This is a genomic window from Actinomadura sediminis (assembly GCF_042675525.1).
Taxonomy (GTDB): Bacteria; Actinomycetota; Actinomycetes; order Streptosporangiales; family Streptosporangiaceae; genus Spirillospora; species Spirillospora sediminis.
The window spans coordinates 216,140-234,761 of the sequence record NZ_JBHTJA010000001.1; the positions used below are offsets into that span (position 1 = coordinate 216,140).

General features: G+C 73.4%; 19 protein-coding genes. 12 read left to right on the forward strand and 7 right to left on the reverse strand.

Annotation, left to right across the window (positions count from 1 at the left end; genetic code table 11):
- Positions 1-35 precede the first annotated feature (35 nt).
- Together ACFQ11_RS01010 and ACFQ11_RS01015 are read left to right on the forward strand one after the other, a co-directional pair.
- Positions 36-1,856 (forward strand): class I SAM-dependent methyltransferase, encoded by a 1,821-nt coding sequence (locus ACFQ11_RS01010; protein WP_378295765.1) that lies wholly within the window; start codon positions 36-38, stop codon positions 1,854-1,856.
- Positions 1,853-2,863 carry an alpha/beta hydrolase gene (locus ACFQ11_RS01015; protein ID WP_378295766.1) on the forward strand — a complete coding sequence of 337 codons (1,011 nt, stop codon included), beginning with the start codon at positions 1,853-1,855 and terminating at the stop codon, positions 2,861-2,863. Before ACFQ11_RS01010 ends, ACFQ11_RS01015 begins: the two co-directional genes overlap by 4 nt.
- A gap of 72 nt (positions 2,864-2,935) precedes the next feature.
- On the opposite strand, the gene ACFQ11_RS01020 is transcribed toward ACFQ11_RS01015, so the two are convergent.
- Positions 2,936-3,685, reverse strand: coding sequence for an AraC family transcriptional regulator (locus ACFQ11_RS01020; RefSeq protein ID WP_378295767.1), 750 nt, complete (start codon positions 3,683-3,685; stop codon positions 2,936-2,938).
- Positions 3,686-3,740: 55 nt separating this feature from the next.
- On the opposite strand from ACFQ11_RS01020, the gene ACFQ11_RS01025 reads away from it, so the two are divergent.
- Complete coding sequence (locus ACFQ11_RS01025) at positions 3,741-4,883, forward strand: MFS transporter (protein WP_378295768.1); 1,143 nt, start codon at positions 3,741-3,743, stop codon at positions 4,881-4,883.
- Between the two features lie 218 nt (positions 4,884-5,101).
- Positions 5,102-5,293 carry a DUF1059 domain-containing protein gene (locus ACFQ11_RS01030; protein ID WP_378295769.1) on the forward strand — a complete coding sequence of 64 codons (192 nt, stop codon included), beginning with the start codon at positions 5,102-5,104 and terminating at the stop codon, positions 5,291-5,293.
- Here the strand turns inward: ACFQ11_RS01030 and ACFQ11_RS01035 are convergent.
- Together ACFQ11_RS01035 and ACFQ11_RS01040 are read right to left on the reverse strand one after the other, a co-directional pair.
- A complete protein-coding gene (locus ACFQ11_RS01035) occupies positions 5,283-6,719 on the reverse strand; it encodes an extracellular catalytic domain type 1 short-chain-length polyhydroxyalkanoate depolymerase (protein ID WP_378295770.1) in 1,437 nt (478 codons plus the stop codon). The genes ACFQ11_RS01030 and ACFQ11_RS01035 overlap by 11 nt on opposite strands.
- Positions 6,720-6,957: 238 nt before the next feature.
- Positions 6,958-9,747 (reverse strand): ATP-binding protein, encoded by a 2,790-nt coding sequence (locus tag ACFQ11_RS01040; RefSeq protein ID WP_378295771.1) that lies wholly within the window; start codon positions 9,745-9,747, stop codon positions 6,958-6,960.
- A 167-nt stretch (positions 9,748-9,914) separates the two neighbouring features.
- Between ACFQ11_RS01040 and ACFQ11_RS01045 the strand changes: the two genes are divergently transcribed.
- The 7 genes from ACFQ11_RS01045 (at position 9,915) to ACFQ11_RS01075 (ending at position 14,789) form a co-directional block, all read left to right on the forward strand.
- Entirely contained in the window at positions 9,915-10,271 is a 357-nt protein-coding gene (locus tag ACFQ11_RS01045; RefSeq protein WP_378295772.1) for a VOC family protein, read from the forward strand.
- A 39-nt stretch (positions 10,272-10,310) separates the two neighbouring features.
- A complete protein-coding gene (locus ACFQ11_RS01050) occupies positions 10,311-10,934 on the forward strand; it encodes a VOC family protein (protein WP_378295773.1) in 624 nt (207 codons plus the stop codon).
- Between the two features lie 36 nt (positions 10,935-10,970).
- Positions 10,971-11,408, forward strand: a complete 438-nt coding sequence (locus ACFQ11_RS01055) for an iron chaperone (RefSeq protein ID WP_378295774.1) — start codon at positions 10,971-10,973, stop codon at positions 11,406-11,408.
- A gap of 92 nt (positions 11,409-11,500) precedes the next feature.
- Positions 11,501-12,064 (forward strand): PadR family transcriptional regulator, encoded by a 564-nt coding sequence (locus tag ACFQ11_RS01060; protein ID WP_378295775.1) that lies wholly within the window; start codon positions 11,501-11,503, stop codon positions 12,062-12,064.
- Positions 12,061-12,681: a GyrI-like domain-containing protein gene (locus ACFQ11_RS01065; RefSeq protein ID WP_378295776.1), complete on the forward strand. Its 621-nt coding sequence runs from the start codon at positions 12,061-12,063 to the stop codon at positions 12,679-12,681. The genes ACFQ11_RS01060 and ACFQ11_RS01065 overlap by 4 nt, the downstream gene beginning before the upstream one ends.
- 165 nt (positions 12,682-12,846) lie before the next feature.
- Positions 12,847-13,278: an SgcJ/EcaC family oxidoreductase gene (locus tag ACFQ11_RS01070; RefSeq protein ID WP_378295777.1), complete on the forward strand. Its 432-nt coding sequence runs from the start codon at positions 12,847-12,849 to the stop codon at positions 13,276-13,278.
- Between the two features lie 236 nt (positions 13,279-13,514).
- On the forward strand, positions 13,515-14,789 hold the full coding sequence (locus ACFQ11_RS01075; protein ID WP_378295778.1) for a recombinase family protein: 1,275 nt from the start codon (positions 13,515-13,517) through the stop codon (positions 14,787-14,789).
- A gap of 172 nt (positions 14,790-14,961) precedes the next feature.
- On the opposite strand, the gene ACFQ11_RS01080 is transcribed toward ACFQ11_RS01075, so the two are convergent.
- From ACFQ11_RS01080 to ACFQ11_RS01095, 4 genes are all read right to left on the reverse strand, one after another.
- Entirely contained in the window at positions 14,962-16,089 is a 1,128-nt protein-coding gene (locus ACFQ11_RS01080; RefSeq protein ID WP_378295779.1) for a zinc-binding dehydrogenase, read from the reverse strand.
- Positions 16,090-16,126: 37 nt separating this feature from the next.
- Positions 16,127-16,540, reverse strand: a complete 414-nt coding sequence (locus tag ACFQ11_RS01085) for an acyl-CoA thioesterase (RefSeq protein WP_378295780.1) — start codon at positions 16,538-16,540, stop codon at positions 16,127-16,129.
- A 218-nt stretch (positions 16,541-16,758) separates the two neighbouring features.
- Positions 16,759-17,364, reverse strand: coding sequence for a superoxide dismutase (locus tag ACFQ11_RS01090; protein ID WP_378295781.1), 606 nt, complete (start codon positions 17,362-17,364; stop codon positions 16,759-16,761).
- 138 nt (positions 17,365-17,502) lie between these two features.
- Positions 17,503-17,682 (reverse strand): hypothetical protein, encoded by a 180-nt coding sequence (locus ACFQ11_RS01095; protein WP_378295782.1) that lies wholly within the window; start codon positions 17,680-17,682, stop codon positions 17,503-17,505.
- Positions 17,683-17,966: 284 nt separating this feature from the next.
- Here ACFQ11_RS01095 and ACFQ11_RS01100 point away from each other — a divergent pair, with 284 nt between their 5' ends.
- Positions 17,967-18,620 carry a hypothetical protein gene (locus ACFQ11_RS01100; RefSeq protein ID WP_378295783.1) on the forward strand — a complete coding sequence of 218 codons (654 nt, stop codon included), beginning with the start codon at positions 17,967-17,969 and terminating at the stop codon, positions 18,618-18,620.
- Positions 18,621-18,622: the final 2 nt, after the last annotated feature.

Here is an 18,622-nt window from a genome sequence, read left to right on the forward strand (position 1 = left end):
GGCGCCGTTTCGAGCTGCCCGGAAAGGGTTCTCCCATGCTCATCGCGATGGCGGTCGTCGCCGCCTGCATGGCCGCCAACGCGCGGCGGCTGCGCGCCCGGCTCCGCCGGCTGCGCACGCTTCCCGGGCCGGGCGACGGCCCGCCGGACCCGGCGTTCGTCCTGCTCACCGCGCCGCACGTCGACGTGCCGGACGACGTGGCGCGCGCCGCCGAGGACTACGCCCGCCGGAACGGGCTGGGGCTCCTGGACCTGCTGCCCCGGGACATTCCGGTCGACGGCGCGCTCGATCTCGCCCGGCACACCGAATTCGACGCCTACCGGGACGATCCGTTCTGCATGGGGCGGGGCGCCTGCCATGCGGTGCTCGCGTCCCGGGACGCCGTGGCCGCCGCCGGGCTGGACGGCGCCCGCGTCCTCGACCCGGACGCGCTCGGGGCGGCCACGGCCCGCCTCAAGCTGTACGTCGAGCGCGCCGACATCGTCGTCGCGGAGATCGCGGGACGGGACCAGACGGCGTACCGGCGCGCCCGGATGCGGGCGCTGGCCCTGGTGATCCCGCAGACGCTCGCCCTGCCCCAGACGCTGGCGGCCATGGCCGCCGGCCTCCTGCTGGTGGCGGGGAGCGCGGCCGTCGCGCCCGCCGCGGGGCTCCTGCTCGCGCTGTGGTACTGCGCCGTGCCCGAGCTGATCTTCGCGGGCACCCCGGTGCGGCCCCGCGACCTGCACCGGGTGAGCCTGCTGCGCCTCCTCTACGTGCCGGTGTCGATCGTGCGCACCCTCGCGGCGCCGCGGACCGCGTGGGAGCGGGAGCTGCTGGCACGGCGGGAGGAGGCGCGGGCCTGGTACCGGGCCGAACTGGAACGGGGCGTCGAGCGGTTCCTCGGGCCGCGGTCCCCGGAGTGCCCGTGGTGCGGGTCCGGCGAGCTGCGCGGGCACGTCGTCGCCCGAGACATCCTCCAGGGCAAACCAGGACGTTTCACGTTGGAGCGGTGCGCGAGCTGCGGCCACGTCTTCCAGAACCCGCGCGTCACCCCCGAGGGCCTCGCCTTCTACTACAAGGACGTCTACGACGGGCTCGGCGACGTGCTGGCCGAGCGCATCCTCAGCTCCAACACGTCCTGGTACCTCGCCCGCGCCGCGATGGTGCGGCGCACGACGGAGCCCAGGTCGTGGCTGGACGTCGGCACCGGCAAGGGGCACTTCGCCCGCGCCGCCCGCACCGTGCTCCCCGCCACCCGCCTGGACGGCCTCGACTTCGGCCCGGCGGTCGTCGAGGGGGCCCGGCGCGGCTGGATCGACCGCGCCTACCACGGCGAGTTCCTCGACCTCGCCCCCGATCTGGCCGGACGCTACGACGTCATCAGCATGCACCACTACCTGGAGCACACCGCGGACCCCCTCGGCGAACTGGACGCGGCGGCCAAGGTGCTGCCGCCCGGCGGGCACCTGCTGATCGAGATGCCCGACCCCGAGTCGTGGTTCGGGAAGGCGCTGCGCGGCTTCTGGGTGCCGTGGCTCGCGCCGCAGCACCTGCACATGATCCCCCTCGGCAACCTGCGGGACGCGCTGGAGCGGCGGGGCCTCGAGATCGTGGCCGAGGAGCGCCGCGAGGCCGACCAGGGTCCCGACTTCGCCGCGTCCGCCGCGGCCGTCGTCAACCTGCTCGGCCTCGACGTCGACCGCCCCTGGTGGCCGCGCGTCCCGGGAGCCCGCGAGTACGCGCGCGTCCTCGCCACCCTCGTCCTCGCCGCCCCGCTCATGGGGGCGGCCGTCCTGCTCGACGCGCTGACCGTCCCGATCGCCCGGAGGAACAGCAACGCCTACCGGGTCCTCGCCAGAAAGAACCCCGGATGAGACACCCCCGACACCCCTTCCCCCACCCCTTCGCCCACCGCTTCGGGCGGCTCCTCGCCGTGCTCCTGCTGCTGTCCGCGCTCGCCGCGCCGGCGGGAACGGCGGGCGCCGCGGCCGCCCCGGCGATCACCGAGACGTGGCAGGGGCCGCGCACGCTCGACCTGAGCTGGCACTCGCCGAACGTCGACCAGACCGTCCGGGTCCGCCTGCTCCTGCCCGACGAATGGCGGCGCTCCGCCCGCGAGACCTGGCCCGTCGTCTTCGCCCTCCAAGGCGGCCGGGACGACTACACCTCCTGGACCCGCGAGACCGACATCGAGGGGCTCGCCGAACGCTGGGACGTCATGGTCGTGATGCCGTCCGGCGGCGTCAACGGCAGCTACACCGACTGGTGGAACGGCGGTGCGGGCGGCGTCCCCCGCTGGGAGACGTTCCACACCGACGAGCTCGTCCGGGTGCTGGAGCGCTACGGCGCGGGCTCCCGCCGCGCCGTGATGGGCGCCTCCTCCGGCGGCCAGGGCGCGATCGCGTACGCGGCACGGCACCGCGGGATGTTCAGGTACGCGGCGTCGTTCAGCGGCTCCACGCACCTGACCATGGGCGGCATGCAGGCGTTCCTGCTCTTCATCAACCTGATCGGCTCCGGCCTCGACGCGTTCCGCATCTTCGGCGTGCCCGGCCTGGACGACGCGAACTGGCGCGCGCACGACCCGTACCATCTCGCGCCGCGGCTGCGCGGCGTCGGGCTGTACGTCTCCAGCGGGACGACCGGCCTGAACGGCCCCCACACCCCGCCGGGCGCGCAGTGGCGGCTGACCCAGCTCAGCGAGATCCTCATCGGCGGCATGAACCGGTCGTTCGTCACCCGGCTGCACGAACTCGGCATCCCCGTCACCTCCCACATCTACGGCGACGGCTGGCACGCGTGGCCGGAGTGGATCCCCGAGATGGAGCGGGCCTGGCCGCTGATGATGGACGCGATCGACGCGGAGGAGGCGCCGACATGACCGGCATCGACCCGCGCCGGCCGCTGGTCGGAGGGCTCGCCGCGCGGGCCGGCCGGTATCCGGCGGCACCGGCTACACCGCCGTCGCCGGCTCCGCCGGCCGGCGTCCGCCGAACCGCCCGGGGGTGGTGCCGAACGCCTGCCGGAACGCCTGGATGAACGCGCTCGGACCGGCGTAGCCGCATTCGGCGGCCACGGCGGTGACCGGGGCGCCGGACGCGAGCAGGATCAGCGCGCGGTGCAGCCGCACCTGCGTCCGCCACTGCGGGAAGGTCATCGCCGTCTGCGCGCGGAACAGCCTGCTCAGGGTGCGTTCGGACGCCCCGACGGCGCGGCCGAACTCGGCGAGCGTGCGCGGGTCGGCGGGATCGGCGTCCAGGGCGTCCGCGATCGCCCGCAGCCGGTCGTCCGCCGGAACCGGCAGGTGCAGCGGCAGCTCGTCGACCGCCCGGATCTCGTCGAGGGCCACGCGCCGGAGGCGTTCGCGGCGGCGGGCGTCCCGGCCGTCCTCGGTGAGCGCGACGACGACCTCGCGCAGGAGCGGGGAGACCGCCAGGACGACCGGCCCGGCGAAACCGGGGCCCGGTTCGCCGACCTCGAAGTTCACCGTGCGCAGCCGCGTCGGGCCGTGCGCCCGGTGCGCGTGCGCGATCCCGGTGGGCAGCCACACGGCCCGGTGCGGCGGGACGATCCACGTGCCCGCGTCCGTCGACACCTCCAGGACGCCGTGACTCGGGTAGGCGAGCTGGTGGTGCGGGTGCTCGTGCCGGGGGACGCGCTCGCCGTGCGCCAGCCGCAGCAGAGGTTGGCGGGTCGGCGACATCGTTCGGCAGGATATCGCTAGCCCGCAACATCGCGCGCTCACGATCCTGGACGACGTGGCGACGATCACCAAGACCGAACCGGTCGTGCGGCGCATGGGGACGTGGGCCGCCGCCCACGCGGTCGACGACTTCTACCAGGGGCTCGTGCCGGCGGCCGTCCCCTACTTCGTGCTCGAACGGAACTACGGCTACGCCGCGGCGGGCGGGCTGACGCTCGCGGCGACGCTCGGCAGCGCGCTCCCGCAGCCGCTGATCGGCCTCGCCGTCGACCGGTTCCGGCTGCCCCGGCTCGCGGCGGGCGGCGTGCTGCTCGCCGGGGCGGGGTTCGCGCTCGCCGGGCCCGCCGGGCCGTACCCGCTCGTCCTGGCGCTGCTCCTGCTGTCGGGCCTCGGGACGGCAATGTTCCATCCGGCCGCGGGGAAGGCCGCCAGGGACGCCGCCGGGGACAGCGTCACCGCCATGAGCGTGTTCGCGGCGGGCGGCACCGTGGGGTTCTTCCTCGCGCCCGTCCTGGCGGTGCCGGTCCTCGCCGCGTGGGGGCTCGGCGGGACGGTCGCGTTCCTCCCGCCCGCGGTGCTGGCGGCGTTCGTGCTGGTGCGGAACGCGCGGCGGGCGAGCGGCGGGCGCGCCTCGGCGGCCGGTGGACGCGACCGGTGGGGGCCGTTCGCGACCCTGACGGCGATCACGGTCGTCCGGTCGGCGCTGTTCTCGGCCGTCGCGACGTTCATCGGCCTGTACTGGATCGGGCACCTGCACGCCTCCCCCGCGCTCGCCGGGGCGGCCCTCGCGTGCTTCCTCGGCGGCGGCGTCGCGGGGACGATCGCGGGCGGGCGCCTCGCCGACCGGGTGGGGCCCGTCCGGACGATCCAGGTCGGCGCGGCCCTCGCGGTGCCGATGCTCGCCGGGCTGCGGCTCGCCCCCGGCCCGTACGCCCCGCTGGCGTTCGCGGTCCTCACCGGCCTGGCGGTGAACGTGCCGTTCGCCGTCCTCGTCCGGCTCGGCCAGGACTACCTCCCGGGACGCCCCGGCACCGCGGCGGGCATGACGCTCGGCCTCGGGGTCAGCGTCGGCGGCCTCGCGACCCCGCTGTTCGGCCTGGTCGCGGACGCGCACGGGACGCCGCTCGTCTTCGCGCTGCTGTGCGCCGTCCCGCTCGCCGCCCTGGCCCTCGGCCTCCTGCTCCCCCGAACGGGGTGACGCGGAGCGCGGAGGGCGTCACCGGCGGCGGCCGCCTGCCCGACGGCGCCCGTCCCGAACTGCCCGCCGCCTCACTCCGCGCCCTGCGCTCTTCCGTGTGACCTGCGGGTATGTCACGATGAAAGGGCATGTGGCGGTGCGGCGGAGCCGGTTCCCGGGCCCGCCCCCCTCCTCCCCCCGGTGGCTCTGCGGCGGCCCGGGCGCGGAAGGAGGAGACGATGCGGAAAGTTGCCGACTGCAGGGACATGCCGAGCGAGTCCGGCTGCACCCTCACGATCAGCGGCGAGGAGGACGAGGTCGTCCGCGCCGCCGCCGAGCACGCGGCCTCGGTGCACGGGCACGAGGACACCCCCGAACTCCGGGAGTGGGTCCGCGGCCAGCTCAAGGACGAGCATCTGATCACGCACTAGCGGAGCAGCCCGGATCGGAGATCACGAAGTAGCCGGGGGACGGCTCCCTCAGCGTGCGGGTGACGAAGACGTTGAACAGGCCCATGTTCTGGCCGGAGCCGTTCGCGTACGCGTAACCGCCGCGGGCGTGCGCCCGTCCCGCCGTCACGTGCGCGTAGTTCGTCGCGGTGAAGCACCGGGGCGGGGCGCCCGCGGTGGTCGCGGTGACGGGGGCCGAGGCCGGGCCGGTGCGTCCCTCGGCGTCGACCGCCGCGACCGTGTAGGCGTAGGACGTCCCGGGCGCGAGACCCGTGTCGGTGAACGCGCCCGCCGCGGACGTCCCGGCGTCCGCGCCGTCGCGGCGGACGACGTACGACACCGCGCCCTCGACGGTGTCCCACGCGAGCGACACGGTGCCGTCGCCCGTCCCCGTCACCCGGAGACCGGTCGGGGCGGGCGGGGCGCCCGGCTCGCCGCCGTCCCCGTCGAGACCCCAGAAGAGCGCCGTGCGGTGGCTGGAGCAGATCGTGTCGAGGAAGTACGCGCCGGACGCGCCGCACTGCTCGGCGCCCGATCCCGGATCGACCGCCAGGCCGTGCCCCATCCCCGAGATCGAGTACACCTCGACGGCCGAATCCCCGTAGACGCTCCGCGTCGTCCCGCCCGGCAGCGTGTGCGTGCTCGTCGGCGACCTCGGCACGCCCCACACGTCCGTCCACTGGTCGCGCAGCTCGTCGGCGTTCACCGGGCGGACCGTGTAGTCGGCGGTTCCCTGCCAGATCGCCACCCGGGGCCACGGCCCCCCGTACCCGGGGAACGCCGCCCGCACCCGGTCGCCCCACTGCCGCGGCGTGAGGCCCTGGTCGTTCATCTGGCACCCCGTCGCCTCCAGCAGGCTCGACGCGCACGCCGCGGGCGGCCCGGCGTTGATCGAACCCCCGGCGAACACGTCCGGGTACGCGGCCAGCAGGTTCGCGGCCATCCCGCCGCCGGCCGACAGCCCCGTGACGAACGCCCGGCCCGTCCCGAGCCGCCCCCGGGCGTCCGCCACCATCTGCGCGATCGACGCCGCCTCGCCCCGGCCCCGCCCGTACTCGCTCGGCTCGAACCACTGGAAGCACCGCTGGACGTTGTTCGCCGTCGTCGTCTGCGGGTAGACGACCGCGAACCCCCAGCGGTCGGCGAGCTCGGCCCATCCGGAGTGCCGGTGGTAGGCGTCGGCGCTCTGCGTGCAGCCGTGCAGCGCCACGACGAGCGGCGCGCCGGACGGCAGCCCGGCCGGGACGTACTCGAACATCTGCAGGTCGCCGGGATTGGACCCGAACCCTGTGACCTGCCGGTAGCCGCCCGCCGCCGCGGCGGCGGCCCCGGCGCGGGCGGCCGCGCCCGCCGGGAGGAGGAGGCTCAGGACGGCGACGAACGTGACCAGTCGGGCGGGGAGGCGCATGACAGCTCCCTGTGCAGGGGACGAACGCCGCCATCGTCCGCCCGTCCCGTGACCCGCGACACGTGCGCGCCCCGCACCTTCGCACGACCCGTCATGTGCGCCCCCGACACCATGCCGCAGGGGCCGTCGTGATCAGTGCGGCCGGCACGGGACCCGGGGCATGCCCGCCCCGACCGCACGGACCAGGGCGCGGGGCTCCCTCGACCGCCGCCCGCGACCGCAGCGGGCTCCGCGGGCGTCAGGGGGCGGGCATGGGGGTGACGCCGAGGGCGGTGAGGGCCGCCGTGCCGCGGGCGGCGTGGGCGCCGCCCGCGAGGACCAGGGTCCGGGCGGCCTGGTAGCGGCAGCCTGCGGCGTCGAACGCGTCCGCCGTGGCGAGCAGCCGCCCCGGATCGCCGTCGAGCAGCGCCTCCGCCCGGTCGGCGAAGGCGTCCGCGACCGGGTTCCCGGCCGCGAGTTCGCGGACGGCGGCCAGCCGGGACCGGGCGTCCGGGCTCCCGGCGAGCACCGCGGACTCGGCGCGCAACGCCACGTACCAGGGGAGCCAGGTCCAGGTGACCCACCGCCACACGTCGGCGGGCTCGGTGGCCGTCCGCTCCGCCGCCTCGGCGGCGCGGCCCTCGTGGAGCAGGAGCATCGCGTCGAAGACCGCGCCGTAGCCGTGGACGCGGCTCGGTGACGTCCCGAACCGGTCCAGGACGGCGCCCCACTCGTCGCGGGCGTCCCGGTCGCCGCGGAGGCCGTGGACCATCGCGACCGCGGCGACCGCCGGGTCGAGGTCCGGACGGTCCCGGCCGCCGCTCCGCCGCCACGCGTCCAGGAACCGGACGGCGCCGGCCCGCACGGCCTCGGCGTCGCCCGCCAGCGCGTCCGCGACCAGCAGCCAGCTCGTCGCGCGGTGCCCCATCTCCGCGAGCGTCGGGTGGTCGGCGAGCCGCCGCGCCCAGCGGCGGGCGCCGGGCAGGTCCCCGACGCCGATGCCGGTCTGCGCCGCCTCGCCGAGGGCCTGGACGAGCTCGTGCGTGACGGCGGGCGTGGGCGGCGCGGAAGACAGGAGCGCGACGCGGCGGCGGGCCGTGGCGGCGGTCGCGAACGCGTCGCCGACCCAGCTCTGGACGGCCGCGAGCGCGTCCAGCGCGGCGGACTCGGCGGGGGCGTCGCCGGTGCGGTGCGCGAGGTCGGCGGCGCGTTCGGCGAGCGCGAGGGTCTCCGCGACGACGTCGTCGTGCGGGTCCTGGTCGGCGCCGAACGCGTCGGCGGCCGACGCGGCCTCGGCGAGCGCGACGGCCGCGCACGCGGCGGGGTCGTCGCCCGCGGACCCGCGCGCCTCGGCGATCAGCGCGCCCGTCTCGTCCGGGGGCGGCGTCCGGACGAACGTGCCCGAGAAGCGGTAGACGGTGACGGCGGCGGTCGCGAGCTCGGCGGCGGCGCGGGGGGCGGCGCCGGACCGGCGGGCGGCGTCGGCGGCGGCGCGGTGCAGGCGGTACATGTCGTCGCCGTGCATCCCGCACCCGGCGACGGCCGCGGCGGGCCCGATCATCGCGGCGGCGGCGCCGGGGTCGGCGGCGAGCGCGGCGGCCTGCTCGTACCGCTGCTGGGACTCGCCGGCCAGGTTGCGGGTGAAGGCGAGGTCCGCGAGGTGCCGGGCGAGGTCGTGCGCGTCCGCGCGGTGGTCGGGCTCGTCGGCCGCCCACGCCAGCGCGGCGCGCAGGTCGTCGGCGACGGCGTCGAACCGGGGCCGCCAGTCGGCTCCGGCCTCGGCGAGACCGGCGGCCCGGGCCAGGCACCAGCGGAGGTGCCGGGCGCGCGCGTCGGCCAGCTCACCGGCCTCGGCGAGCCGCTCCGCCCCGTACTGGCGGATCGTCTCCAGTGCCCGGTACTCGGTGCCGCCCGCGGACGCCCGCACGACGAGGAGGCTCTGTTCCGCGAGGCGGGCCAGCCCGTCGGCGACGACGCCCGCGTCGGCTCCGGCCACCTCCGCCGCCGCGGCGGCGGTGAACGGCGCGACGAACACCGACACGCGGCGGAGCAGCTCCCGGTCCGCCGGATCCAGCAGGGCGTGGCTCCAGTCGACCGCGGCCCGCACCGACCGGTGCCGGTCGTCGGCGCGGGACCCGCCGGTGAGCGTCCGCAGCGGATGCGACAGGGCGGCGGTGAGACCGTCCAGCCCGAGCGCCGGGTACCGGGCGGCGGCCAGCTCGATCGACAGCGCCATGCCGTCCAGCCGCTCGCAGATCGAGCGGATGTGGTCGTGCAGGGGCGGGTCCAGCGGCCAGCCGATCGCGGACGCCCGCTCCTTGAACAACGCGACCGCGTCCGACTCGCCGTCGTCCGTCAGCGACAGCGGCGGCACCTGGTACGCCCGCTCGAACGGCACCATCAGCCGGGCCCGGCTCGTCGCCAGCACCGCGACCCGGGGGCACGCCGCGAGGAGCCGCTCCAGGAACGGCGCCACGCCGTCCCGCACCTGCTCGCAGTTGTCGAGGACGAGCAGGACGTGCCGGTCGGCCAGCGCCGCGACCACCGACTCGGTCATGCCGCGGCCCGGCTGCTCGCCGAGCCCGAGCGCGCCCGCGACGGCGTCCGCGACCATCCCCGGGTCGGTGACCGGCACCAGGTCGACGAACCACACGCCGTCCGCGAACGCGGCGGTCGCGTCCGCGGCCACCGCCAGCGCCAGCCGGGTCTTGCCGACGCCGCCGGGACCGACCGCGGTCACCTGCCGGTGCGCCCGGACGGCCTCGCCCAGCTCGGCGCGCTCGCGCGCCCGCCCGACGAACGACGTCAGCGGGGCGGGCAGGACGGGCGCCGCCGGCGACGCCTCGGCGGCGGGACGGCTCGCGGCGGCCCGCCCCGCGAGCGCCCGCCGGTCCGGGACGTCCAGCTTCCGCAGCAGTGCGGAGACATGGCTCTCGACGGTGCGGACGGAGATGAACAGCCGCGCGGCGATCTCCGCGTTGGTGAGGTGGTCCCCGACCAGCTCCAGCACCTCGGCTTCGCGGGGCGAGATATCCACTGTCACGGGCACCGTCCCATTCTGCCGCAGCCGCTCCGCGGGGTCCGTGCGCGTGGTCCGTGGCCGGACTCCGTAGGCGGCTCCGTGGTCGCCACGGATGTGGCGGAGGGGGCCCCGAAGCGAAGCTGGGAGCAGTTGAACGACGGGGTCGACGCGGCCCACGACCAGCAGGAGCGACCATGAGCGACTCGCCCGTCCGGGGGATCAAGACGGTGCTGCACCCCGTGACCGACCTGGCGAAGGCCAAGGCGGTCTACACCGCCCTGCTCGGCGCGGCGCCGCAGACCGACTCGTCCTACTACGTCGGGTTCGAGGTCGGCGGCCAGCAGATCGGGCTGGTGCCCGGCGGCGGGCCGCAGGGCATGACCTCCCCGGTCGTGTACTGGCACGTGCCGGACATCGAGGCGAAGGTCGCCGAGCTGACCGCCGCCGGAGCCGCCGTCCAGGACGCCCCGCACGACGTCGGCGGCGGGCGCACGGTCGCCACCGTCACCGACCCGGACGGCAACGTCCTCGGGCTCCTCCAGGACCGCTGAGCCACCGCACACCCCCACCTCACCGGAAAGAAGCACGCCATGACCTCGTTCGAGTCCATCACCCTGGAAGTCGCCGACACCGCCGCCGCCGAGACCTTCTACGACGCGTTCGGCCTCGCCCCCTACGTGAACGTCCGCGCCTCCGCCGAGCCGACGACCGGTTTCCGCGGGTTCGCGCTGTCGCTCGTCGCGTCCCAGCCCGGCAACGTCGACGCCCTCATCGCCGCCGCCGTCGACGCCGGCGCCACCGTCCTCAAGCCCGCCGCGAAGTCGTTCTGGGGCTACGGCGGCGTGATCCAGGCCCCGGACGGGACGATCGTCAAGGTCGCGTCCTCGAAGAAGAAGGACTCGGCGCCCGCCGCCCCCGAGTTCGACCAGATCGCCCTCCTGCTGGGCGTCGCGGACGTCAAGGCCAGCAAGCGCTTCTACGTCGAGCGCGGCCTGGCCGTCGGGAAGAGCTTCGGCGGCAAGTACGCCGAGTTCGACACCCCCTCCTCGTCCGTCACGCTGGCGCTCTACCCGCGCCGCGCCCTCGCCAAGGACACCGGCGTCGCCCAGGAGGGCACCGGTTCGCACCGGCTCGTCCTCGCCGGCGGCGGCGAGCCCTTCACCGACCCGGACGGCTTCGCCTGGGAGGCCGCGCCCGCCCGAGCCCGCGCCTGAACGAGCACGCACGAACCGACAGGAAGGACGTACACCATGAGCGACTACCAGGGGTTCACGGCCGAAGAGCGCGCCGCGATGAAGGAGCACGCGAAGGAGCAGAAGAAGGCCGCGCGCCGCGCCTCGCGCGAGGAGAAGGCGGCCGAGGCCGTCCGGGACGTCCTCGCGAAGATCGCCGAGATGCGGGAACCGGACCGGGCGCTGGCCGAGCGCGTCCACGCGATCGTCACCGAGAACGCGCCCGTCCTCGCGCCGAAGCTCTGGTACGGGATGCCGTCCTACGCCCTGGACGGCAAGGTCGTCTGCTTCTTCCAGAGCGCGGACAAGTTCAAGGCCCGCTACGCGACCTTCGGGTTCAACGACGCGGCGAAGCTCGACGACGGCCCGATGTGGGCGACGTCCTTCGCCCTGACCGAGGTGACGCCCGAGGTCGAGCGGCGGATCGCCGACCTGGTGAAGCGGGCGGTGAGCTGACCCGCCCCGCCGGACGAACGGTGCCGGACGAGCGCACGCCGCTCGCCCGGCACCGTCGTGCGCGCCTTTATCCTAGTACTAGGATATGGCGCATGGCCGAGGAACTGACGCCCGCGGAGCTGACGCTGCTCGGGCTGCTCGTGGAGAAACCGAGGCACGGTTACGAGCTGGAGGAGGTCATCGAGGCGCGCGGCGTCCGCGAATGGACCGAGATCGGATTCAGCTCGATCTACTACCTGCTGTCCCGCCTTCGCGAGCGGGGCCTGATCGCCGAGGTCGAGCGGGCCCGGCCGGCGCGGGGGAAGGCACGGCGGGTGTACGGGCCCACGGACGAGGGGCGGCGGGCGTGCGCGCGGGCCGCGGAGGCGGCGGTGGCCGAGCTGCGGCCGGTGTTCCCGCCCGTCCTCGTCGGCCTGGCCAACCAGCCGGTCATCGAGCCCGGACGGCTCCGGGACGCCCTCGACCGGCGGGCCGCGGCACTGGCGGAGCGGATCGCCGCGATCGGCACGGCCCGCGACGCGCAGCCCGGGGCGCCCGCGTTCGTCCGCGCCGTCTTCGACTACTCGCTGGGCCAACTGGAGGCCGAACAGCGATGGCTGGCCGCCTACCGGGCGGGACTCGACGGCTCCCCCACCAGGAAGGAAGACGGGCGATGACCCGCTACGACGTCAAACGGGAACTCAAGCGGTACTACGCGCCGAAGAACACCGCCTGGGAGCTGGTCGACGTGCCCCCACAGCAGTTCCTCGCCGTCGACGGGCACGGCGACCCCAACACGAGCGCCGACTACGCGCGGGCCGTCCAGGCGCTCTACGCCGTCGCGTACACGATCAAGTTCGCCAGCAAGCGGGAGCTCGACCGCGACTTCGTCGTCGGGCCGCTCGAAGGGCTGTGGTGGTCCGACCGCCCGGAGGTGTTCGTCGCGCGGATCAAGGACGACTGGAACTGGCGCATGCTCATCAGCCAGCCCGACTGGATCACCGAGGACCTCATCGACGACGCCAAGGCGGCCGCGCTCGCGAAGAAGGGGCTCCCGGCGATCGCGGACGTCCGCCGCGAGACCCTGCACGAGGGGACGAGCGCCCAGCTACTGCACGTCGGCCCCTACGACGACGAGGGGCCCGTACTCGCCGAACTCCACGACGTGTACCTCGCCGCGAACGGCCTCCGGATGACCGGCCACCACCACGAGATCTACCTCGGCGACCACCGCCGCACCGACCCCGCCCGGTACAGGACCGTCCTCCGCCAGCCCGTCCGCCCAGCGGCCTGAACCCCGGCGCCGCTCGCGGTGGTGGTCACCCGGAACGACCTCGGGCCGCTCGTATGGGGTCGCGGCGCCGTGAACGCCGTCACGGGCCTTGACCTCGACCTTTGTTGAGGTTGTTGGGTTCTTCTAGGCGGCGATCACGCCGCCGTCATCGGAAGGGGCACGGACATGACGAACGACGTTCTCGTGGTGGGCGACATCTCGGACGAGACGCGGGCCGCGGTGACGGGTGTGGTGAAGGCGCTCGAGGAGGCGTTCAACACCAAGGACGCCGCGGCGCTCGCGGGGCAGTTCGCCGAGCGGACGTCCTGGTCGAACGCGATGGGCAAGCGGCTGGACGGCCGTGCGGAGATCGAGGAGTTCAGCGGTCCCGCGATGAAGAACTTCCTGCGCGACTCGTTCGCGCGGTACGAGGTCGTGAAGATGCTGGAGCTCGCGCCCGAGGTGATCGCGGTGAACGTGGTGCAGGAGCCGACCGACGCCGCGGGCGCACCGGTCGCGGGCGCGCACGGTGCGACCCTCTACGTGATCGCGCGGCGGCCGGACGGGTGGAAGATCGTGGCCGGCCAGAACACCGCCGTCGAGGCCCCGGCCTCCTGATCCGCCGGCCGGTCGCGCGGGCGTTGCCACGCCTCCACGCCGAATACACGGAACTCGTCGCCCTCCCAGCTTTGATCTCGGCGAGGGCGACAACTCCGTCCCCGGCCTCCCCCTTCGTCCGCATCGATTACAAAAGACCCTTATGCGTCAACTACCATAATATGGTTGTTCGATAGAACCTCTTAATATGTTCGGACGGGAGTCGACTTGCAGAAATAGCAGGTATTCTCGCTCACATGAGCACCGTCACTGCCTCCCAGCTCCTCCCTCAGAAGGCCATCACCAACGAAGGATCGCCACCTGACGGCCTTCCGCAGGACGCTCCCCGTGTCCTGCTCTCCATCCGCCTGTCGGTCCTGACGGACGAGACAACGTCACCGGAGCGTCAGGAGTCCGAGATGCGATCCTATGCCGCAGCACGCGGCTGGAAAATTGTGGGAGTGGCATCAGATCTGAACGTGAGCGCCACCAAAGTAGCTCCGTGGAACCGAAAACACCTCGGAGAGTGGATCAGGGATCGGGCTCCTGAGTTCGACATCATCCTCTCCTTCAAGCTCGACCGTCTCGTCCGGCAGAACATCGACCTGCACCAGATGATCGAGTGGTGCAAGAAGTTCCAGAAGAACCTGGCGGCTGTTCATGACCCTATCGACCTCAGCAGCCCTCATGGGGAAGCCTTGGCCTCCCTGATCGCGTCCATGGCCCGTATCGAGGCCGCAAACATGGGAATACGGCTCACCTCGCTCTGGGACCACTCCCGCGGCGTAGCTGATCGATGGCTTGTCGGTCGACCACCGTACGGGTACACCACCGTCGAAGGTGACGTAGGAAAAATTCTCGTCATCGACCACGAGAAGGCCAGGGTACTCCGCTGGATTTACCACAAGCTCAAACAGGGCAAATCTTACTACTACATGAAGCAAATTCTGGAGCGCGCTGGGGTTCCCAACCCCACCGGCGGCAAGAAGTGGCATCCTTCGACTATTGCTCGCCTCCTCAAGAACCCGTCACTTCGCGGCATCAAGACACACGGGAACAACAAGCGCGGAGCGCAACCGCCGACGCCCATCCTGAACGAGAACGGCCAGACCGTCCGGATCGCCGACCCCACCTTCACAGACGAAGAGCATGAGGAAATTCTGCGTCTATGCTCACGCCGGGAGGGGATCGGCAAGAACAAGCGCGAGTCCCGCAGCAAGTTCCAGGGCATCATCAAGTGTCCAGGATGCAGCAGAGACCTGATCTACCGCCACAACAAGCGAAAACTCGCCGACGGGACCTACAAAGAACACAACTATCTTCGCTGCAACCGTTATCTCGGGGACCCGTGCGATGCACCGGGCTTGCCGAATGCGGATGGGGTCTACGAGTCCCTGGTGGCCACAGCGACCGAAAAAATCGGCGACCTCAAGGTCGCATATCGGCGCTACGCCCGAGGGGCTACAAAAAACCTCCCGCCTCTCTCTTGCGAACAGGCGTCGATCACTTCTGAATCAGCAAGAGACCACTGAGAATACGTGGAACTCAATCAAACTTACCGCGAACGGTGGCGAGCAGGGGGCCTGCCGGTGATGGAGGAAGACCTCCGCAGGGGAGGAATCACATTCATTCCATACGGGGACCATGCCGAACTGGTAATCCCTGGGGGGTTGAAAGAGAGGCTGGCGTTGAAGGAAGACATGTTCAACCGAAAGTGATCACCTGTCGGACGGCCTCGCCGGTGTGCAGGCGGTCGAACCCGGCGTTGACGTCGTCGAGGGTGAGGCGGTCGGACAGCAGCGCGTCCACCGGCAGGTTCCCGCTGCGGTACATCCCGATGAAGCGCGGGACGTCCCGGCGCGGGACGCACGAGCCGAGGTAGCTGCCCTTCAGCGTGCGCTCCTCCGCGACGAGGCTGAGCGCGGGCAGCGTGACGGGCTTGCCGGGGTCGGGGAGCCCGACGGTGACGGTCGTCCCGCCCGGGCGCGTCGCGGCGTACGCCTGCTCGAGGACGGGCACGACGCCGGTGGTGTCGATGACCTTCTCGGCGCCCCCGCCGGTGGCGTCCCGGATTGCCTCGACCGCGTCGGGGCCGCCCGCCACGGTGTGGGTGGCGCCGAGGCGGGACGCGAGGTCGCGCTTGTGCTCGACGACGTCCACGGCGACGACGGTCGCGGCGCCCGCGGCCTTCGCGGCGAGCAGCGCGGCGAGCCCCACGCCGCCGAGGCCGAGGACGGCGACGCTGTCGCCCGGCTTCACGTCCGCGCTGTACAGGGCGGCGCCCGCGCCGGTGAGGACGGCGCAGCCGAACAGCGCGGCGATGTCGAACGGCAGGTCGGCGTCGACCTTCACCGCCGAACGCGCCGACACGACCGTGTACTCGGAGAACGCGGACACGCCGAGGTGGTGGTTGGGGCGGGTGCCGTCGGGCGCGACGAACCGGTGCGCGCCGCCGAGCAGGGTGCCCGCGCCGTTCGCGCGCGCGCCGGGGCCGCACAGCGCGGGACGTCCGGCGACGCAGCGCTCGCAGTGCCCGCACGCCGGGACGAACGCGAGCACGACGTGGTCGCCCGGGGCGAACTCCGCGCCCTCGCCGGCCTCGACGACCTCGCCCGCGGCCTCGTGGCCGAGCGCCATCGGCAGCGGGCGGAGCCGGGAGCCGTTGATCACCGACAGGTCGGAGTGGCAGAGCCCGGCGGCGCGGACCCGCACCAGCAGCTCGCCGGGACCGGGCGGGTCGAGCCGCAGGTCGGTGATCTCCAGCGGGCGCGATTCGGTGTAGGGGGCGGGGCGTCCGGACTCGACGAGGACGGCGGCGCGCGTCGCGGTCATGCGGGTTCTCCGTTCACGGTTGGGGTTCGGGGCCGTCTCAGACGGTGAGCTTCTCCATCTCGGTGCGGACGGCGCCGGCGATCGGGACGGGGCGGCGGGTCGTCCGGTCGACGAACACGTGCACGAAGTGGCCCTGCGCGACGAGGGCGTCGTCGGACGCGCGCAGCATCCCGATCTCCCAGCGGACGCTGGAGTTGCCGAGCCTCCCGATGCGCATCCCGATCCTGATCGTGTCGGGGAAGGACACCTCGGCCTTGTACTCGCAGTGCGACTCGACGCAGAGGGCAATGGAGGGGGACGTGACGGGGTCGAACCCGGCGGTCCGGATCATCCACTCGTTGATGGCGGTGTCCATCAGCGAGTAGTGGACGACGTTGTTGACGTGCCCGTAGACGTCGTTGTCCTTCCACCGCGTGGGGACGTTCTCCCAGAAAAGGTACTCGCCGGTCATGGGGCAAACCCTATGGTCGGCGCGGGTGCGCCGTGGCATCGGGCCCGCGGGACGGTGACCGTGCAAGGTGCCGGACGGGTGCGGGTTGTGCTTCCGCCCAACCGCGGAAAGGGGGAAGCGGCGCTCACCCGGCCGCGAGGAAAGGTTCTGAGCACGATCCCGGCCGGGTGAACGCCGCCTCCGGGCGGGCCCGCGTCCGGGCGCCGCCGTCTATGGGGTCAGGACGAGGCGCGCGCGGCGTCGAACCGCGCGGTGACGTCCGTCCAGTTCACCAACGACCAGAGCTTCTCCACGTAATCCGGGCGGACGTTGCGGTACTGCAGGTAGTACGCGTGCTCCCAGGCGTCGAAGACCAGCAGCGGCGTCGTGTTCATGCCGACGTTGCCGTGGTGGTCGTACACCTGCTCGACGACCAGCCGCTTGCCGAGCGGCTCCCAGGCGAGCACGCCCCAGCCGGAGCCCTGCACGGTGGACGTCGCCGTGGTGAGCTGCTTGCGGAACGCGTCGAACGTCCCGAAGTGCTCGTCGATCGCGGCGGCCAGCTCGCCGTCCGGGCGGTCGCCGCCGTCGGGCGACAGGTTGTCCCAGAAGATCGAGTGCAGGACGTGGCCGGAGAGGTTGAACGCGAACGTCTTCTCCAGGCCGACCAGCCCGCCGAACTGCTCCTTCTCGCGCGCCTCGGCGAGCTTCTCGAGCGTGTCGTTGGCGCCCTTCACGTAGGCGGCGTGGTGCTTGGAGTGGTGCAGCTCCAGGATCTCGCCGGTGATGGCGGGTTCGAGGGCGGCGTAGTCGTAGGGGAGGTCGGGAAGTGTGTAGTCGGCCATGGCGCCACTATTGCAAACCTCTTGCAGTTACGTCCATCAAGCAACGCCAATAAGATCGCAAGAGCGGAGGCCCGCCCCCGGTCGTCCGGGAGCGGGCCTCCGCTCGTCTCGTTCGGTCCTCGCCGCGCGGCGCGCCTCTCAGTGCCCCCGTGGACCACCGGCCCCGCCGGTACCGCGCCCGCCACCGCGGAACTTCGCCAGCAGACGCTGGATCTTCGCCTTGTTGCGCGGGTCGCGCGCGGCGCGCTGCACTTGCGCGCGCGCCTTCTGGCCCTGCGGACTGCGCAGGAACCTCATGATGCGGTCGGTGAGAGGCATCGATTTCCTCCTCGGCCTAGCCGTCGATGCTTCAACGAGTGCCCGCTCCATAAAGTTCGGAACGCTTCGTCAAGGGTGAGACTGGCCTCTACACCGTTTTGGTAAGCCGAAACCCGGCGCACGAAGAGGGGCCCCTCTTGCGACGCCCCCGCCGGGGGCGGCGGGGGCGAACCAGCACGGGACTCGAACCCTACATCTAGTTCGACCTTGATGCACAACCCCAAGATGTTGGGCGTGTCGAGGAAGGCGGGGGTGGGTTCACGATCGCCCCCCGAGGTGAGACGATGGGTCCCGTCATGCTCCCGCGCCCTCCGCACCCGCTGTTCCGCGCCGCCCGCGCGGTCGTCTTCGCGACCGTGTGCGTGACGCTGGCGACGGCCGGGCACGCGCTGGCCGCCGGGGACGCGGTCCCCGGCTGGGCCGTCGTCACCGGGTTCGGCGGCGTCCTCGCCGTCACCCTGCTGCTGGCCGGGCACGAGCGCTCCCTCCCGACGATCACGGGCGGGCTGCTCGGCGGCCAGTTCGCGCTGCACGCGCTGTTCACGAAGGCGTCCGTCGCGGCGTCCACGACCTGGACGGCGGGCGCGGCGGCCGCCGAGCACACCGGGCACGCCGGGCACGCCGTGCAGACCGCGCCGGATTCCGTCTTCTCCGGCGGCTGCGGCATGACGCTCGCACACGCGGCCGCCGCGCTGCTGGCGGGCTGCTGGCTGCGGCGCGGCGAGCGGGCCGCGTGGTCGCTGGCCCGCCGGGTCGCCGCCGCCGCCGATCGTCCGATCCGGACGCTCCTCGCACTGCTCGCCGCCGAACCGGCCGCGCCCGCGCCGCGCGCCCCCGTGGCCGCACCGTGCGCCGTCCCGGCCGTCGGGCGGGCGCTCCGGCACCAGGTCGTCCGGCGGGGACCGCCGGTCCGTTCGAGGGCGCTCGCCCCCCGCTGAGG